16 protein-coding genes are annotated in these 18,212 nt (G+C 51.0%); 9 read left to right on the forward strand and 7 right to left on the reverse strand.

The genetic code is table 11. From position 1 onward, the window contains the following. Positions 1–270 precede the first annotated feature (270 nt). Genes rluC through sppA form a run of 3 tightly spaced genes read left to right on the forward strand, consistent with a single transcriptional unit; the run spans position 271 to position 2,927 of the window. On the forward strand, positions 271–1,227 hold the full coding sequence (gene rluC / locus A3193_RS07275; RefSeq protein WP_069014413.1) for a 23S rRNA pseudouridine(955/2504/2580) synthase RluC: 957 nt from the start codon (positions 271–273) through the stop codon (positions 1,225–1,227). 1 nt (position 1,228) lies between these two features. Beyond that, positions 1,229–1,888, forward strand: a complete 660-nt coding sequence (locus tag A3193_RS07280; protein WP_069014414.1) for an HAD-IA family hydrolase — start codon at positions 1,229–1,231, stop codon at positions 1,886–1,888. Positions 1,889–1,937: 49 nt separating this feature from the next. After that, positions 1,938–2,927 carry a signal peptide peptidase SppA gene (gene sppA / locus A3193_RS07285; protein ID WP_069005538.1) on the forward strand — a complete coding sequence of 330 codons (990 nt, stop codon included), beginning with the start codon at positions 1,938–1,940 and terminating at the stop codon, positions 2,925–2,927. Positions 2,928–2,972: 45 nt separating this feature from the next. On the opposite strand, the gene A3193_RS07290 is transcribed toward sppA, so the two are convergent. The 4 genes from A3193_RS07290 to A3193_RS07305 all read right to left on the reverse strand — a co-directional run bounded on the left by A3193_RS07290 (position 2,973) and on the right by A3193_RS07305 (position 7,006). Beyond that, positions 2,973–3,932 (reverse strand): DUF364 domain-containing protein, encoded by a 960-nt coding sequence (locus tag A3193_RS07290; RefSeq protein WP_069005537.1) that lies wholly within the window; start codon positions 3,930–3,932, stop codon positions 2,973–2,975. Between the two features lie 289 nt (positions 3,933–4,221). Beyond that, positions 4,222–5,235: a hydrogenase expression/formation protein HypE gene (gene hypE, locus A3193_RS07295; RefSeq protein ID WP_069014415.1), complete on the reverse strand. Its 1,014-nt coding sequence runs from the start codon at positions 5,233–5,235 to the stop codon at positions 4,222–4,224. A 145-nt stretch (positions 5,236–5,380) separates the two neighbouring features. Then, the gene (locus tag A3193_RS07300; RefSeq protein ID WP_069005535.1) at positions 5,381–5,695 is read right to left on the reverse strand and encodes a hypothetical protein; all 315 of its coding nucleotides are present in this window, start codon (positions 5,693–5,695) and stop codon (positions 5,381–5,383) included. Positions 5,696–5,890: 195 nt separating this feature from the next. Further along, positions 5,891–7,006, reverse strand: a complete 1,116-nt coding sequence (locus A3193_RS07305) for an aminotransferase class V-fold PLP-dependent enzyme (RefSeq protein ID WP_069014416.1) — start codon at positions 7,004–7,006, stop codon at positions 5,891–5,893. Between the two features lie 446 nt (positions 7,007–7,452). On the opposite strand from A3193_RS07305, the gene A3193_RS07315 reads away from it, so the two are divergent. From A3193_RS07315 to A3193_RS07335, 4 genes are all read left to right on the forward strand, one after another. Next, entirely contained in the window at positions 7,453–7,683 is a 231-nt protein-coding gene (locus A3193_RS07315; protein WP_069005532.1) for a hypothetical protein, read from the forward strand. Between the two features lie 330 nt (positions 7,684–8,013). Beyond that, on the forward strand, positions 8,014–8,418 hold the full coding sequence (locus tag A3193_RS07320) for a hypothetical protein (protein WP_069014418.1): 405 nt from the start codon (positions 8,014–8,016) through the stop codon (positions 8,416–8,418). A gap of 577 nt (positions 8,419–8,995) precedes the next feature. Beyond that, positions 8,996–10,036 carry an ABC transporter substrate-binding protein gene (locus A3193_RS07330; RefSeq protein ID WP_069014420.1) on the forward strand — a complete coding sequence of 347 codons (1,041 nt, stop codon included), beginning with the start codon at positions 8,996–8,998 and terminating at the stop codon, positions 10,034–10,036. 50 nt (positions 10,037–10,086) lie between these two features. Then, positions 10,087–13,989 (forward strand): EAL domain-containing protein, encoded by a 3,903-nt coding sequence (locus tag A3193_RS07335; protein WP_162273734.1) that lies wholly within the window; start codon positions 10,087–10,089, stop codon positions 13,987–13,989. A 172-nt stretch (positions 13,990–14,161) separates the two neighbouring features. On the opposite strand, the gene dsrE2 is transcribed toward A3193_RS07335, so the two are convergent. The 3 genes from dsrE2 to A3193_RS07350 form a co-directional block, all read right to left on the reverse strand. Continuing rightward, complete coding sequence (gene dsrE2 / locus A3193_RS07340) at positions 14,162–14,689, reverse strand: sulfur carrier protein DsrE2 (protein ID WP_139117018.1); 528 nt, start codon at positions 14,687–14,689, stop codon at positions 14,162–14,164. Between the two features lie 146 nt (positions 14,690–14,835). Continuing rightward, on the reverse strand, positions 14,836–15,066 hold the full coding sequence (locus A3193_RS07345; RefSeq protein ID WP_069005527.1) for a sulfurtransferase TusA family protein: 231 nt from the start codon (positions 15,064–15,066) through the stop codon (positions 14,836–14,838). Positions 15,067–15,147: 81 nt separating this feature from the next. After that, entirely contained in the window at positions 15,148–15,750 is a 603-nt protein-coding gene (locus A3193_RS07350; protein ID WP_069005526.1) for a TetR/AcrR family transcriptional regulator, read from the reverse strand. Between the two features lie 128 nt (positions 15,751–15,878). Here A3193_RS07350 and A3193_RS07355 point away from each other — a divergent pair, with 128 nt between their 5' ends. After that, positions 15,879–16,217 (forward strand): Hsp20/alpha crystallin family protein, encoded by a 339-nt coding sequence (locus A3193_RS07355; protein ID WP_069014422.1) that lies wholly within the window; start codon positions 15,879–15,881, stop codon positions 16,215–16,217. A 375-nt stretch (positions 16,218–16,592) separates the two neighbouring features. Then, entirely contained in the window at positions 16,593–17,909 is a 1,317-nt protein-coding gene (locus A3193_RS20635) for a diguanylate cyclase (protein ID WP_069014423.1), read from the forward strand. Positions 17,910–18,212: the final 303 nt, after the last annotated feature.

The raw sequence follows: 18,212 nt of genomic DNA on the forward strand, positions 1-18,212 counted from the left end.
CCTAATCCGAATTCGTCGGATTGACACTCGATATTCACTCTGGCGCGGCTGTGAGGGTTCAGATTAAGAGCCAGGTCCCAACGGCACCTGTACGCTAAGCTGGTAATCCGGGTTGCACAAACGAAAAATCGGGCTGCAACATCGCTTACTGACCGCGTGGGCGTCGGCTGTATTGAGGTTCATAAACTGGCCGGCGCCTGAAAAACTGAATTGAATATAGCAATCTTCACACCGAACATCAATCTTACAATGCAATTAAATCGGCGCTAAATGTCAGAATCAACAAAGAATTCTTCAACGGTTAGATTCATCGACATCACTCAGGAGGAAGCCGGGCAGCGAATAGACAACTACCTGATGCGCCAGCTGAAAGGGGCGCCGAAAAGCTATATCTACAGAATCCTGCGAAAAGGCGAAGTGCGGGTCAACAAGGGGCGTGTGAAAGCGCACTATAAGCTCAATCGTGGTGATTCGATCCGCCTGCCACCGATGAGGCTCTCCACGAAACCAGGCCAGGGAGGCAGGATTTCGGAAAACCTGATGGATCTGCTGAGAAATTCCGTAGTCTATGAAGATGAACGGATTTTGGTGGTCAATAAACCTTCAGGTCTGGCGGTTCATGGAGGCAGTGGTGTCAATTTCGGTGTAATCGAGGTATTGCGCCAGCTCAGGCCCGAGGATCGGCACCTGGAGCTGGTCCACCGACTCGATCGGGATACTTCCGGGTGTCTGTTGATCAGTAAGAAACGCAGTGCCTTACGCACGCTGCATGAACTGATTCGTGAAAATAGGATCGATAAACGGTATCTCGCCTTGCTCCATGGCAGTTGGCGCAAAGGTGTGCAGACGGTGGATATGCCGCTGAAGAAGAATACACTGCAGGGTGGTGAACGTGTGGTGCGTGTGGATGCAGAGGGGAAACCCTCTCAAACCATCTTCAGGCGGATAGAGCGTTTTACAGAGGCGACCCTGGTTGAAGCGGAACTGATTACCGGCCGAACCCATCAGATCCGTGTTCACAGTCAATGGTTGGGGTCGCCGGTCCTTGGTGATCAGAAGTATGGTGATGCGGCTGCCAATCGGGCTTTCAGAGAAAAAGGTTTGAAACGACTGTTTTTGCACGCCTTCAAACTCGGGCTGCGTTGGCCTGGTGAGAAGAGGCAACTGGTCATCGAGGCGCCACTTCCGGATGCCTTGTCCCAGGTTCTGGCAAGACTTAAGGGTTAGCATGAAATTTGAGTTGTTAATATTTGATTGGGATGGGACTTTAATGGATTCTGAGGCCCGAATCATCTCCTGTGTCGAAGCTGCTGTGCGGGATTTGGGGATGCCGGTACCGGACACTGATTCAATCAGCAACATCATCGGCCTGGGTTTGAAGGAGGCCGTCCATCAACTTTTTCCCGATGCGGATGATCAACTCCATCTGCAGATCGCAGCCCGCTATCGGGTACACTTTTTCAGCGACGAGGAAGCACCGTCTCAACTGTTCGACGGGGCCAGAGAGACGCTGCAGGAACTTACCGATCGCGGCCATATGCTGGCTGTGGCAACGGGCAAAGGTCGGCAGGGATTGGATTATGCGCTGGAGACAACCGGATTGGGTGATTTCTTCCATCTGACCCGATGTGCGGATGAGACTTTCTCCAAGCCCCATCCGGAAATGCTTAATCAGATTCTTGAATTGAGTGGCATGAATCCCCATCAGGCGCTGATGATCGGTGATACGGAATATGATATGGAGATGGCAGTGAATGCAGGCATGTCCTGTTTGGGGGTAACCTACGGTGTGCATGCGGCAGAGCGTCTGCGGAAACATAAACCGCTCGATTGTATCGATCATATTGCCATGATACCCAACTGGCTTGATGACTACGTAAAAAGCTAGAGAATTTATCTAAATTAATTATTTATCAATAGCATGTAAGGTTTTTTTAATGTCAGATAAAATGCAAGAGGAATCGCGTCACCAATCTGAACCCAGCCAATGGGAGAGGGATCTGCTCAACCGTATGGTGATGGCGACCGTGGCGGAAAACCGTAAGAGTCGCCGCTGGGGTATATTCTTTAAATTTCTCACCTTTGCCTATCTGTTCATCCTTCTGGGGATGTTTCTCTGGTCAGATAAACTCGAGGTGGACCAGATCACAGCGTCTGAGCACACCGCGCTGATCAATGTGAAGGGGCTGATCTCCTCCGAGACCAAAGCCAGTGCCGACAAGGTAGTGACAGCGCTGCGCAAGGCCTATGAGGATGAGAAGACCAAGGGGATTATCCTGCGCATGAACACGCCGGGTGGCAGTCCGGTTCAATCCCGTTACATCAATCGGGAAATCGGCAGGCTGAAAGAGAAGCATCCAGATATTCCGGTCTATGCGGTTGTCTCCGATATCTGCGCCTCAGGCGGCTACTACATCGCTGCGGCGGCGGATAAGATCTACGCAGACGAGGGCAGTCTGGTTGGCTCCATCGGTGTACTGATCAATGGCTTCGGTTTCGTCGATGGCATGCAGCAGCTTGGCATTGAGCGACGCCTGATTACTGCGGGTGAGAACAAAGGGCTACTCGATCCATTCTCCCCACTGGAACAGTCTGACAAAAGCCATATCCAGCAGATGCTCGATCAGCTGCACAACCAGTTCATCGAGACGGTCAAAGAGGGACGAGGCGATCGTCTCAAAGTCGATCAACACCCGGAAATATTCAGTGGTCTTTTCTGGAGTGGGGAAGAGGCGCGCAAGCTCGGACTGATCGATGAGTTCGGCAGCAGCAGTTACGTGGCCAGAGAGGTAATCGGAGCTGAAGAGATTGTCGACTTTACTCAGAAGGAGGAGGTCTGGGATCGCCTGGCGCGCAACCTGGGAGCAGGCGCCGCCTCGGTTCTCGCCAGTATGGCCGGGCTTGGGGAGGGCCTTACGATACGCTGATCTCAGTACTGATCACTGACCTGCCCAGTGAAAGGGCAGGTCTGGTTAACAGTTTAAACCATCCCACTCTTGTTTATAGCGGCTATCCAGTCGGGACAGCTGCTGATCCAGTTGCAGCAAGTTCTGTTTACCCGGGTAGGGTTGATTGTGCTGCTGGTACCACGCCTCCATCTCCTTTTTCAACCCTTCCCGCTGGTTAAAGATCGATCCGATGGCACCTTTCAGGCGGGTCAGCTCATCGCTCTGGAGATCGGCGATGGCGTAGCGCACGCCGGTCTCAAAGATTCGGGTCCCGCCGCCTTCACGTGCTGTCTGCCAGAGTTGCTCGCAAGCGTGGATCTGTATGCCGGCAAGATAGTCGATACCATAATCCTTGAAAATCTCTAGCCAGGGGGTGGTGGGTCCCATCAGCACCACTTGTGCCTCCCTCGACAGTTCCGCCAGACGGGGGAAGGTCTTATTGATCAATGTGGTGGCACTGAGAAAGACCCACTCCGCATCCCTGAGAAGAAATTCTGCCGCCGGATCCGGCAGATCCTCTGAGGTCGGATTGCGCTCCAGAATGGTCAGTTCAAAGTCACCATCGAGCAGATGTTCGATACCTGGGTAACGCCCTATCACCACCACCTTTTTTCCCGTCAGCTGAGGTTTGAAATGCTCAAACACGGCAAGATTGGCGGAGCCTTTCGGGAATAGGGGGGTGGCGGATTCAGTCAGTGGGTTGTTGCTGTTGATCTCCGCGTTGAGTGCCGCCATACCAATTGCCGCTTCATGCTGATTCCAGGATTTAACCCAACCGGCCAGCTGTTTCAGGTTGCGACCAACCAGCGTGCCGGACCAGGGCAGGATTCTGGTCATGCGCCCGGGACTCATCGCCAAACCGGTTGATGAGCGGTCTCGCACCAGTGTCCAGGTAAGTCCTATCTGGACCTCTTCGACTCTGCCATCATCAGTAAGCTGATCGAGAAGCTGCTGATAGAGTGACCAGGGGTGATGAGCATTCATGGAGGCTCCTGTAATAAAACTCCGCTATTGAGTGAACCGTTGCTGTTGCTCGCAGCAAAGCAGACGGCTGGTTGATGCATTGAATGCAAATATCAATCCAGTGCTAACCTGTTGAATCAGCAAGAGGATGCCGTGAATATAATGTCGGCTTACCTACAAAGCCGACATCTGTGTCAGTCTGCTTGGGGTAACGGTGATGTCCTGGGGCCTATTGGATTCGTGTTAACAGGCCCCAGGCAGGGGATTCTTCAACAGCGCTTCCGTTGTCACAAGGAGATCTGTCAACTGCTCAGCAGATCCTGGGCAGTGGATCATCCTCAAGCTCGTCAAGAATGCGCGATCCACCAAGTTCGGTATGCAGTACAACAAAGGGGTCGTTGCTTTCTGTTTCTCCAATGATTCGGGCCAGTTCTCCCCCGGGCAGCGCCTGCCAGCGCTGGAGTGCCTGATCGGCCTGATCGGCTGCGATGACAGCAACGACACGTCCTTCACAGGCCAGATAGAGTGGGTCGTAGCCCAACATATCGCAGACAGAGACGACTGGATCGCGTAATGGAATGGCCGATTGATCCAGATTGACCCGCAGGCCGGTGCCACGACAGAGCTCATGGGCCACTGTGGCCAAACCGCCACGAGTGGGATCACGCATGAAGCGAAGTCCAGGCAAGTCCAACAACGCCTGGGTGAAGGGTAAGACACTGGCCGCATCCGACATGAGATCGCCACGCAGACCAAACTGCTCTCGAGCCAGCATCACAGCGATACCGTGATCGCCCACCGGTCCACTGACCAGCAATCGGTCTCCCGGCTGAATCTGTGACATGCTCAGATTGATCTCGGTAGTCTTGATACCGATGCCGGTAGTCGCCAGATAGACACCGCCGCCTTCACCCCGTCTTACAACCTTGGTATCTCCCGCCACAACGGCCACATCGATGGCCTTTGCCGCCTGGGCGATGGAGATGATGATTCGCTCCAGGGCAGCTACTTCAAAGCCCTCTTCAATGAATGCATTCAGACTCAGGTATTTCGGTATGGCGCCGGATACTGCCAGATCATTGGTCGTACCATGCACCGACAGCGAGCCGATGTTACCACCAGGAAATTCGAGTGGCTGTACGGTGAAGCCATCGGTGGTGAAGAGCAGTTCACCATGACGTTCAAGGGGCAGGGTGACCGCATCAGCCTGAACATCCAGGGTCGGGTTTTTCAGGTGTTTGGCAAACAGCAGTTCGATCAGTTCGCGCATCAGCCGGCCACCATTACCATGGGCCAGAGAGATGTGTCTATCAGGTAGGTTCATAGGGTCAGCTCAGAAAGCAGCGTGTCAGATATAGGTCTGGGGAAGGGAATAGGGTGGGAACCTTAAATTGTTTTTTGGATTTGAGCAAAGTGTGGTGAAAAAACCCCGCCACAATGGCGGGGTAAGTAAAAATTAATCGATTCTATTATTCGGCTGGTGCTGCGGGAGCCGCCGGTGCAGCAGGTGCAGCGTAGGGATAGCCGTAGCCATAGCCTGGATAGCCATGGCCGTAGCCAGGATAGCCGTAACCATAGCCGGGATAGCCATAGCCGTAGCCAGGATAGCCATAGCCGTAGCCGGGATAACCGTAATAGCCAGGATATCCCCAAGGACCCGGGCCATACCAATCATCATCATCAAACCAATCAAAAGGTCCCCAGAAAGCCTGGGCAGGCAGTGTGATAAGCAGCGCAGAACCGGCAGCAGCTGCAATCAAAGCGGTTTTTAAGGTTTTTTTCATGGCGATTCTCTCCTTCGTTACTCATCTGTTATGTTTGGGAAGAACGGGCCGTCGACTCCCAAAATGACTTTTTCGTTGGTTGAAAAGGTTCAATACCTATCCGGTACCTCTTTGAACCTGATTATTACTATATGCCAGAAGGAAAAAAATTGGTTGATCTAAATCATAAAATTACCGACTATTAATATAACGATTTTACCGTAGCACTTTCAGTTGTTTGAAGGCTGCCGTGATCTGTTCCTGGGTATTATAAAAATGGGGTGAAAAGCGGATCCCGCCACCACGGTAGGCGCACATCACTCCCTGCTCCATAAGTGATTGATAAAGTAACTGATTGTCCTGATCAGGCACGATAAAAGTAACAATTCCACCACGCTGATCTGAAGCTCTTGGAGTGATCAGCTGATAGTGGTTGGCATCCACCTGATCGATAGTGAAATCGGTCAGACTCTGAATGGCAGTGGCGACCTCATCCAATCCTTGGTTGAGCAGCAGCGAGAGACTGTTGTGCAGGGCATGCACACCCAGCATATTCGGGCTGCCACATTCGAATCGACGGGCTGATTCGTCAGCTTGCCACTCTGTCTGATCAAAATCCCCCACCTCCTCGACCATGTGCCAGCCGTACTCGTTCAGTTTGAGCTGCTCTCTGAGTGCTGGTCGGCAGTAGAAAAGCGCCAGCCCCTCAGGGCCGAGCATCCACTTATGTCCATCGGCCACCACCACATCGGCCTGACAGCTTTGTACATCGAACGGCATGGCCCCGAGACTCTGAATCGCATCGACGACAAAGACAATATCCCTGGCCTGACAATAGTCACCCAAGGGTTCCAACTGCATGCGCCTGCCGCTCGCATATTGAATGGAGCTGACAGAGAGCAGTTTGGTGCGACTGTCACAGAGGGCGAGCAGATCTTTCTCAGGCTGTTCACTGCCGGCCAGATCGAGTAAGCGGACTTCCACACCCTGGTTCTGCAGGGATTGCCAGACAATCCGGTTGGAAGGGAACTCCTGAGCAATGGAGACGATATTGTCACCAGCCTGCCATGTCAGGCCATAGGCAACAAAAGAGAGTCCTTCGGAGGTGCTCTTCAACAGAGCAATATCCTCTGCGTTTGGTGCATTGATGAGTTGTGCCATCAGCTGGCGCAGGGAGCTCTCTTTGGCCAGCCAGTGGGGATAGTTTTGTGAACCATGGAGGCCATTTTCCCGGGCAAACGCCTCCACAGCGGCAACCGTCGACTGGGGCCAGGGGGCCACCGCCGCATGGTTTAGGTAGATAAGGGCCGGATCTAATGCAAACTCTGCCATGTTCACCCCTGAGTCGGTATTGGGTATTTGGCTGAGTAGGCCGTCAAATGCCTACCCCATGCCTATGGAGTCAATTTTCGATTATGACCTGAAACGGTATGGGAATGGAGCTAAAAACCTGAATTGTATGACCATTGATCAGAGCCATTTTTACAAGGCTGGATATGTCTTGAAAAATGAAAAATAGTAATAAATATAATAAAAACAATAAAATAAAATAGAAAATTAAAGTAACTTGGATGATATGAAATAGTAAAAATATTTGAACTTGTGCATAATTTACTAGTTTAAAACTTTAGAACTTATTAATATTGCCGCTATCTAAGGATAGAAAGGGACTTTATAGGTTTTTCCGGTTTTGGTGTCGATTGAGGATTGTCAGTGCCAAAACCATATTTAAACGACACTATGTATTTGTGACTAATACGCGAGTAGTGAGGTGTACTATGTCATTTCTCAACTGTAAGCTCTTGCGCCGCTTTGTCTCTTTGGCTGGCGTTCTCCTGATCGGTGGTATGTTACTCGAAGTGATGGCTCATCTGTTGATGAGTGACGTCAACCTGCTGCTCATTCAACCGCTCGCACTGGGTATGGTATTGATCAGCCCCGTGATCATGCTGATGACCGTTGTGATTGCACTGATCCCCGGGGTCAGACTGAACGACTGCATTCATTAGATAGAACCTGAAAGACAACAACGCATAGATGACTCTTTTAGGTTCGGAAGGGAAGCCAATCATTCTATATGGCTGACAGGGTATCCTTTGGCCACCATTTCCCTCCCAGTATAAAAACACCCCCTTCAAAATATACGACATCAGGGTTGTAGGCTATCTTGTGCGCTGAAAGCCAATGCTGCGACCTGACATCGATTGTCCCAGGGGCTGTTGGATTCGTGTTAACAGGCCCTAACCTGGTTGGTTAAAAGAGTTACATTCAACAGGGAAATGGTCTGGCAGGCTTTGATCTATAATCGAATTTTTAATGTATAAGTATAGGGGAGCTCTATGTCGATTTCGTTCAGAGGTGTGTTTCTATCTGCCGTGATTGCTTGCCTGATTCTGTTCCATCCTACGGCATCTGCCGCCAAGGCCTGCAAAGGAATGAGCAAGTCAGCCTGCTCAAGCAACGCAAACTGCAGTTGGGTGAAGAGTTACACCACCAAGACCGGCGCCAAGGTCAATGCTTACTGTCGAACCAAATCCGGCAAGAAGAGCAGCAGCAAGAGCACATCCAGCAAACAGAAGACGGGCAAAGACTCGGCTAAGAGTGTCAACAAGGATAAAAAGAAGAAGAGCAGTAGCGAGAAGAGCAAACAGTCTAAAAACAAGGCTAAAGTGACAGATAAAAAGAAAAAAGAGAGCAGCAAAGAGAAAAAGAAGAAGAAAGAGAAAAAGAGCAGTAAGAGCTGAGTTGTAGAAATCTGGACTTGATCTGGCAAGTATGGAAATTGAAAGCCAGATTATCTGATAGTGGAGAAAGAGGAGACCGATGATCGGCAACCACAGAACAGAGCGAATGTGAAAGTGGTCGTAATGGCAGGAATCGGCCAATCATTGACATCACAGTCGAGGTTGCTGGGGTGTTATGGTGAAATCGGCTCAATTCCGCTGCATGACCTGGTTACTCATCCCGAGCCCGACCAAGTTTTAATCGAATCCTGGATTGGTGAGCCGTATCCGATCTCATTACGATCACCACAAAGTCGTTATGGCAGCGATTTTATTGCAGCCTGAGCTGCCAGTTGGCAGTTATCGGCAAGCCAGGGATGCTGTTGGTTTTGAACGCGTAACCTGTTGCCGTTTAGGGCGCTGTTCGCTGCTTTTTCCGGAAATTCTCGGGAGCCTGAAAAGGAGCCTCGGAGAAACGGATAACTCTTAATATATCTCCCCTAGTGCCGATAAAAACAACAGTGCCGGTACCGGTTCGGCTGTCGTGTTGTTTAAACCTGATCGGCTACCATCGGTTCCCTGAAAGGAGGAAATACAGATGAGTTATTTGCTGGTAAGTCGCAGGTGGCGCTGGATTGTGGCTCTCTTGATCTATTCGGTAATGAGTGGCTCGCAGGCTGTGGATGTGTTGCTGATAAGCAGTTACCACAAGACTGACGCCTGTGGTCAGCCCCAGTATGAGGCGGCCCTTGATGCCCTGGAGCAGGGTGGTTTGTCCGGGTTGACGACAAAGGCTTACTACCTCGATGCCCGTATTCGGTCACGCGAAGAGATGTTGGAGACTGTTGGGCAGATCAAGCAGGAGATTCGTGGTGATCGGCCGAAACTCGTGTTTACCTTCGATGATACGGCATTCGCCCTACTTTATGAGGATGTGCTTGCCCAACCTGAAACAAAGATGGTTTTCTCCGGACTGAACCGTGACCTCAGTTACTATGACAGCCGAGCGGACTTCATCGAGGATCGAACTCCCGTCGCCAACATCACCGGTATCTTCGAATACCTTTTCATGCGAGAACAGTTTTCGATACTGGAGGCGATACTTAACCGACCAGTGAAACGGGTGGCCATACTTTACTCCACTGATACGGTGGGCCAGATCCTCAAAGATCAGATCCTCGACGAACTCAAGGGCACACCCTATGCTCAGCGCATTGCCTTGTTCCCTGCCGAGGATGTACCGGCCATGCAGCAAAAAGCCCGTGAAATTAACGATGATCCGGATATCGATGCCTACATCCCGGTCACTATGTCGGTGCCGGACCCTGCTGATGGAAAGCGCAAGACCATGGATCAGCTGGCACCGCTGCTGACAAAGAGCATTCGCAAGATTGATCTCACCTTGAACTCATCCTTCACCGAATATGGTTTTTTTGGCGGGGTCAGCATCGATTTCTATCAGATGGGCTTTCAGACCGGCTACCTGGCAACCAGGCTGCTCAAAGGAGGCGCAATCGAGGGGGCTCAGGTTGAGAATGCCAGGCGATCGATCATTGCCATCAATCGTCATCGCATGGGAGAGTTAGGTATCAGCCTCAGCCCCGATTTACGCAGCATAGTCGATAAGTGGGTCGATTGAGCCGATGAATCCTTCACTGCTATACGATGGATGATTCAGAACTACTTTCATTGATACCTGATTTGGTCAGACTGGGCCTGATCAGCGGACTTCTGCTGTTGGGCCTAAGTGCGGTAAGTTCGCACCGTTTCCGTCGCCAAGGCTCTCTGGATGCACTGCAGGATACCACTTTCTCAATTGTTTTCGCTGTGGCCTGGGCCCTTGTCGGCATGGGACCGAAGTTACCTGCCATGACCGTCCTACCCGTTAGTTTGGCTGATTTTGGACTGGCTCTCTCCATTGCTTCGCTTGTTCTACTGGGATGGGGAAAGCAAGGTCGAAGGTGGGTCTGGCTCTACCATCTGGCACTTGTCGTCACAGCCTTACTAGCACTGTTCACAGGTGAACGTTACACGGATGTGCTAACTCCGTTCGTGGCCATACTGGCCTTGTGGCATGGTTGGAATGCCTCAGGCTTGCAGCGAAGGTTGGCATTAGGAGCCGGTATCCTGTTCCTGTTTGTGACTGCGACGTATTGGGGGGTTTCGGCCTGGATGGCCAACATGACGGCGACCTTCATCATCGCCTGGATGGTCTATTCAATTTGGGCACATGCCGGTTTGCCACTTCAGAAACGCCGCTTGCTGCTTATCGCGCTGGTGGCTTCACCAATACTTTTGATGCTGGCTGGACAATATGTTGAGAAGGATGAAGATGAGTTTCGTCATAGCCTGTTAGAGGAGGCTTATGCACGGTTGGATCTCGCCCGGCACCGGATGGAGGTTCTTGAAAGGTATGGCCTTGATATGTTGAAGATTGGTGCATCGGATCCGATCACGCTACGTGCGTTGGCTGGCGTGCCAGGCCAACATAACTTGCAGTTCCGAGTGCTCAACCGCAAGATGGGTGCCGATACCAGCCTGTTGTTGGATACCGATGGGCAGGTGATCGTCTGTTCTGATCCGGCGATTATCGGAAAGAATTTTGCCTGGCGTCCCTTCTTCAAGGCAGCCATGGCCGGTGACACCTCAGGCTACATGGCGCGTGGCTCTGTAACCGGCCTCCCGAGGGTCTTCTTCGCGCGACCGGTGGTTGATGAATCGGCGACGACCAGGGCCGTGATGGTCGCCGGTTTCAACCTGGATACTTTGCTGGGTGATAACGTCCGTATGGATGATGTGATCCTGAATCGGCAGGGCGTGATTTTGTTTGGTCCGCCTCCTTTCGATCGAGGGGCATTGTTTCCTATCGGAGCCGAGGTGGAGTCTCTGGTGCATGAGCGCCTGTTTGATGAGCAGGACCTGCAGCACCTGGGATTCCAGCGTTTCGCAAACGACTGGGTACGTGACAGTTCAGGCCGTCCTTGGCTCTGGGCATCAAGCCCCCTTCCGGGTGGCGACTGGGAATTGAGTAAGTTGTTGTCGATCGAACCACTGCTCGACCACCGGGCACGCCAACTAACCCAAGTGTCACTGTTTATCGCTATCTTGGTATTGCTGGCCGTGCACTATCTGCAAAGTAGCACCTTTGTTGCCGTCCTGTTGGGGGAGGTCGATAAGCGGCGACAGGCCGAGATGACTCTTCACCAGGTCATTGACACGGTGCCGATCAGAGTGTTCTGGAAGGACCGGGAGTGTCACTACTTGGGATGCAATCCGCCTTTTGCCCGTGATGCCGGCAAGGCGTCGCCGGATGAGATGATCGGTCTCGATGATTTTTCCATGGGATGGGCAGAGCAGGCTGAAGTCTACCGTGCGGACGACAAGCAGATTATGGAGACGGGTCAGGCGCGTCTTGACTATGAAGAACCCCAGAGTACGCCGGATAATCGATTAATCATCCTGCGTACCTCCAAGATGCCGTTACGTGATGCATCGGGGAAAATATACGGCGTGCTCGGTATCTACGAAGACATCACCACACAGAAACAGATAGAGGCACAGCTGAAGGATGCGGCCAGTGTGTTTGAACACGCCACCGAGGGTATCATCATTGCCAGTCCGGCAGGAGTTATCCTTGACGTAAATGCCGCCTTTACCCGCATTACTGGTTATCGCCGCGATGAAGTGCTGGGTCAAAAACCAAGCATACTTAAGTCGGGAAAGCATGCCCCTGAATTCTATGAAGATCTGTGGCGCTCACTACACGAGGAAGGCAGTTGGACCGGCGAGATATGGAACCGCCGCAAGAATGGTGAGATCTACCCAGAATCATTGACCATCAGTTCGGTACGTTCATCTGATGGCCAAGTGCAGCGTTACGTGGCACTCTTCTCTGATATCAGAGCGCAGAAGGAGCACCAGAGCCAGTTAGAGCACGTTGCGCATTACGATGCCCTGACCGGATTGCCCAATCGCGTGTTACTGGGTGACCGCCTACGCCAGACTATGTTGCAAGCATCACGGCGCGATTCGCAGCTCGCCCTGGTCTATCTTGACCTGGATGGTTTCAAGGAGGTCAATGACGATTACGGTCATGATGTCGGTGACCGTCTGCTGGTGATTCTTGCGGATCGCATGAAAAAGGCTGTACGTGAGGTCGATACCCTGGCTCGACTGGGGGGGGATGAATTCGTCGCGTTGTTAGCAGATCTGCCGGATGTCGACACGAGTCTACCCTGGTTGCAAAGGTTGCTGCACGCCATTGCCGAACCTGTGCATGATGAAGTCGGATTACTACAAGTTTCGGCCAGCCTTGGGGTTAGTTTCTACCCCCAGGCGGAACCCATCGACGCCGATCAATTGCTGCGCCAGGCAGATCAGGCAATGTATCAGGCGAAACTCGCCGGCAAGAACCGCTACCACCTGTTCGATGCGGTGCAGGACAGGGATCTGCGTGGTCAGCATGAAAGCGTGGAACGCATCAGGGCAGCCCTTACAAAGCGCGAATTCGTATTGCATTACCAGCCCAAGGTCGATATGCGCCAGGGACGTGTGATCGGCGTCGAGGCACTGATACGTTGGCAAAATCCAGAAGAAGGACTGCTATATCCTAACAGCTTTCTGCCAACCATCAGCGATCACCCTCTGATGCTCGAATTGGGTGACTACGTCATCGAGAGCGCCTTGGCGCAGATTGTTGACTGGCGTGCAGAGGGCATTGCACTACCGGTGAGTGTCAACCTGGATGCCATGCAGTTGGATCAGACCGATTTCACAGACAAGCTGCGTGCTGCTCTGGCACGTTACCCGAAAGCAGAGCCTGGAGATCTCGAATTGGAAGTGCTCGAGACAAGTGCGCTGGAGGACATCAATCGAGTGTCCCAGATCATACGTGAAGTCCAGGAACTGGGGGTTGGTTTTGCGCTAGACGATTTTGGCACCGGTTACTCATCGCTCACCTACCTAAAGCGCCTGCCGATCCAGACCCTGAAGATCGACCAGAGCTTCGTGCGTGACATGCTTGATGACCCTGAGGACCTGACCATCCTGGACGGTACGCTCAGTTTGGCTATCTCGTTTCGTCGGCAAGTCATTGCCGAAGGCGTAGAGTCCGAAGCACATGGAGAGCTGCTGCTACAACTCGGCTGTGAGTTGGGACAGGGCTACGCCATTGCACGCCCCATGCCGGCAGACCAGATACCTGCATGGATGGCCAATTGGCAGCCGAAGCCTGCTTGGAAGAAGGCCCAGAAGGTGGATCGCAATTCAGTGTCGGTTCTTTTCGCCATGGTTGAGCACCGTGCCTGGATACGACAGATACGCTGCCACCTTAATGACGAACAGGCCGCACCACCACTTGATGTGCATCGGTGCAACCTCGGGGTCTGGCTCGATGCGTTAGTAGCGAAAAATGGTGCAGATGAACCAGCTATTACTGAAATTGTGACTCTACATGAGTCCATTCATCGGAAGGCGGCTGAGTTGGTCGATCTTAAGCTGCATGAAGGGAAGTCCACTGCGATGGCGCGCATCGAGGAGATTCAACCTCTCCATCAGGCATTAATTGCAGCGTTGCGGATTTTAATTGAATGAGGCCAGAAAGAGTATCTGCTAAGGTCAATTACGATATCAAATAGTAGTCTGGAAGAAGTGAGAAATGAGCATTCGTCCTATCTCGAAATAGTAAGCTTATTTTTTCTGGGTATCTGTAACCCCCTCATGATCGAGGGGGTTACAAAGAGATCGAGATCAACAAGGTGAGATTTCAAATAAACAGATTCACATCGGCCTTTGACGCCCTGGGCAGGAAGCTGGCAGCGCCCACCCACTCTTCAATCTCAGGTATAAAATCCTCTTTGCCGTAGTCGAACAGATCCACTGTCATCTGACAGGCAATCAACTTGACTTCTGCCTCGATACACAGCTCACGTAACTGATCGATGCGGGCAATCCCTTTCTGGTCCATGGTCTTTTTCATCATGCCGGTGGCCATGTTTTCAAACCCTGGAACCAGTGTCATGATTGAGGTCGGCATCGGAATCTCTTTACCCTTGATCCAGGTCGGTCCTTCCGGCAGCTTCATCGGCATGGCCGGATTACCCAAGGGGCTGACCTTCAAATCGAGATTCTGTTTCAGCAGACTCAGACCGTAAAAGGTGAAGAAGATCGACACATCCCAACCCAAAGCCGCTGCAGTGGAGGCAAGGATGAATGGGGGATAGGCCATATCCAGTGTGCCTTTGGTGGCAATGATGGTCATCGAGGGAATATGATTCGCTTCCCTTTCAGACATCTTTTCGGCAAAACGTTGGTCGAACCACTGGTTCATCTGTTCGTTGGAAAGTTCGGAAACAGGTGCTGCACTACTCATTTTACAACTCCTAACTCATTCGGAAATTACAGTTCAGGAAGATTGGTTAACCACCTTATAGTAGATGATCAAGCCTTGCGGATTCTGAAAAAGAAACCATCTTCGATGGATTCGCTTGCGATCATTTCATTGCCCGTCTGTTGGCAGAAAGAGTCCAGATCCTTAACAGAGCCTGGATCCGTTGCTGTGATTTCCAACACCTCTCCCGAAGCCAGGGCCGAGATGGCCTTTTTTGTCTTCAATATGGGCAGTGGACAACTCAAACCACGGGTGTCCAGGGTGTGTATGTTTTCAGTCATGACTTCTCTCCTCTAAGTTACTGTCAATCATACAAGATGACCGGTCGGTCAAGAGTGAGGTTAAAAAAATGGACCTCAAATTCAGTGTTTACGCTCGATCCGAATGCTTTTGATTGCCGGACCCAAATTCCGTACTACTTCAGGATCATTACGTGTTTTGGCCAATAGAATGACGCCTTCGAGATAGGCCAGCATCGCCGTTGCCGTGGCTTTGGTATCCAGAGGCGGGATCTCACCCTGTTCGATAGCCTGTGCCAGTGCCTGATGGAATCGGCCGCTGGCCTTGTCGAAGATGGCATTCAACCGGGCTCTGATCACCTCATCCCGTGTACTTACCTCCAGGGCCAGATTGCCGAACAGACAGCCGGGCATGCGTCCTTCCAGGCTTTTTGCCGCCTTTTGCCAGAAATAGACTGCATCCACCATATAGTCCAAGCGCTCCATAGGGGGCAGGGCATCATCGAATGCCTCGGCGACAAAGCCATTGGCCCAGTCGTCCGACATATCATCGATCACCGCCATGGCCAGGTCCTGCTTGGACTGGAAGAAGTGGTAGAAGCTGCCTTTCTGCACATTTGCCATGGAGCAGATCTCTTTGATACCCACATCCGCATAGCTGCGCCCGTGAAACAGTTCACGGGCCGTGGCCAGAATTCGCTCTTTGGTGTCCATTTCGATGCTCATGTGACTCAGTATATTAGACCGGTCGGTCAAGTCAAGTTTTTTTGCCCTGATTTGAGGGGTGCTTGAAAAATTCACAGGTCATCCCTATCTATCAATCAACGCAAAAACAGATTTCAGGAGTTTTAACAATGTTCGCAAGATTAAACGGTTTTGACCGAAGCCTGACAGACAATTTCATGCATCTTGAGAGTGAGATGGAACGCCTGTTTGAGGTTGCAGGCCTGAGAGGTCTGCATCATGCAGCCAAGCATTCCGTACAGCCGCAGATGCATATCGGTTCCACTCCGGAGCAGGTGGATATCTATCTGCCGGTTGCCGGCATCGATCCCAAGGCCGTGAACATTTCACTTGAAAGAAATCAAATGACCATCAGCGGTCAACGTGATGTGGAAAAGAGTGACAGTGCCAAATTGGTTAAAAAGGAGCGGTTTGACGGTGAGTTCCGCTATCAGATCAATCTGCCTTGAGTGTGTGATGAATTTAGAACAATCGCTCAAATTATCAGATGGTTACCATCCCTTTTTGAAATGCTCCTCATGATGAGATTGCATGCTCCAATCAAGTGGTAATGTTTCATCTCAACCCCATGCCTGATTCAGGCTAAGTGCATTACACTGCTTGTATTTATCGATACTGAGTTCAAGCTGCCCTCATTTTTGCCGCTATTCTCCTTATGGAATCTGTGAACAAGCCAATCTCTTTTTTGTAGACAACGCCTATGACAACTGAATGTTGTCGGCTAGCTCAACATGATTGGTTATGAATTTTCACGATTACCGGTGTAATCGGAGAAGTTGATTTGGCGGGATGCCTGAATACACCATCAGTGGTTCGAGCCTGCAATGAAACTAGAATCTGAGGCTAAAGAGACTCTGCAGGATAAAAATACGCCCCACAAACCTGCGGTAATCATGGGGGCCTTCTTACTTGCCTTTGGCTTGATGGCATACCTGTTTCACGGCTACACGGAAGAGTATGCGATTGGTGAGGCGGAGAAGCTTGTTCGCGATGCTTTGCTGACACATAAAGCGATTCACAAGTACGTTAACACCGAATCCAGGCCTGAACTGTACCGATTGAAGAGTGAAGGCGACCTCTACGAAGGCTATTTTTCTCCCAAAACCATGTCGTTTACCTACACGGCGAGAGGGATAAAAAGTTTTTTGAACGAGGAGCGAAAAAAAGTTGGTTTGCCTGAGGTCTATTTCAAATTGGCAACCACCAATCCCCGTAATGAAATCAATCAGGCAGATACTTTTGAAAGCAATTTGCTGAAGCGCATGAATGCGGGTGAATTCAGTGAGTACAAGGAGATCACCAGAAATAAAGATGGTGAAAAATCGCTGTACTTTTCGATGGCAACCAAACCGATCACAAAAGGTTGTTTAAAATGCCACGGCGATCCTGCAGATGCACCAAAAGAGATGGTCGATCAGTATCCAAAGGCTTCTGGTTATTATGAGAAGGAAGGGGATATTCGTGCCCTTATCTCTATCAGGATTCCCCTGGAGCCCTATCTGGAAGAAGGGAAGGCGGTCTGGAACGCTCTCACCGCTGTCACCTTCGTTGTTCTGGCTATCATCTACACACTTATCTATTTCTTCATGAAAAGGTCAGAGCAACAGAACAGAGTGATCGTGCAACAAAACAGCGCACTGGAATTGGCTTCAATGACAGACTATTTGACCGGTGCTTATAATCGAATGGGCTTTATTAAATTTGCCGAGCATGATTTTGATGCTGCGCGACGTTACCGTAAACCATTCAGTCTGATTATGTTCGATCTGGATTTCTTCAAGCAGGTTAACGATGAATCGGGTCACGCTGTGGGAGACTTGGTTCTCCAGGAACTCTCCGAGATTGTCCTGGAGCGTATCCGAGGGTCAGATACCTTTGGTCGATATGGTGGAGAGGAGTTCATGATTGCTGTACAGGAGCAAGGCATTCAGGGTGCCACCTCATTGGCTGAGGAGTTGCGTGCAGCAGTTCAGCATAAGGTGTTTACCAATGGACACAAAGTCACTCTCAGTTTAGGCGTGGCAGAATTGACTTCCGTAGTAAGCCTGAAAGAGCTTATCGACAATGCGGATAAGGCTCTGTATGAGGCAAAAAGGCTGGGTAGGAATCGCGTTGCTGTGTATTCTCCTCAAGCTGGCTGAATCTAGGGATCGACACTTCGATTCACAATGGATTACCGATCTATAAAACATAGTTCAGCGCTTCCGGATCAACGCCTCTACCGCAGCACCTGCTTGAGTTTGATTAACTCGTTGAGCCTTTTTCGTCAACCGTAATGGTAATAATACCATTTTCCTGTTTTTACTCTTGATAGTGACAAAACTCCGGTTAATAGTTCTACTGGCGAATGCAGTGTTTTTCTGAAATCAGGAATAGATAAGGATGTTGATACTACTGCCATCAGCAGATGTTTATTAATTTAATGGAGTAGTCCCCGCCTTTAT

The organism is Candidatus Thiodiazotropha endoloripes (assembly GCF_001708965.1).
Taxonomy (GTDB): domain Bacteria; phylum Pseudomonadota; class Gammaproteobacteria; order Chromatiales; family Chromatiaceae; genus Thiodiazotropha; species Thiodiazotropha endoloripes.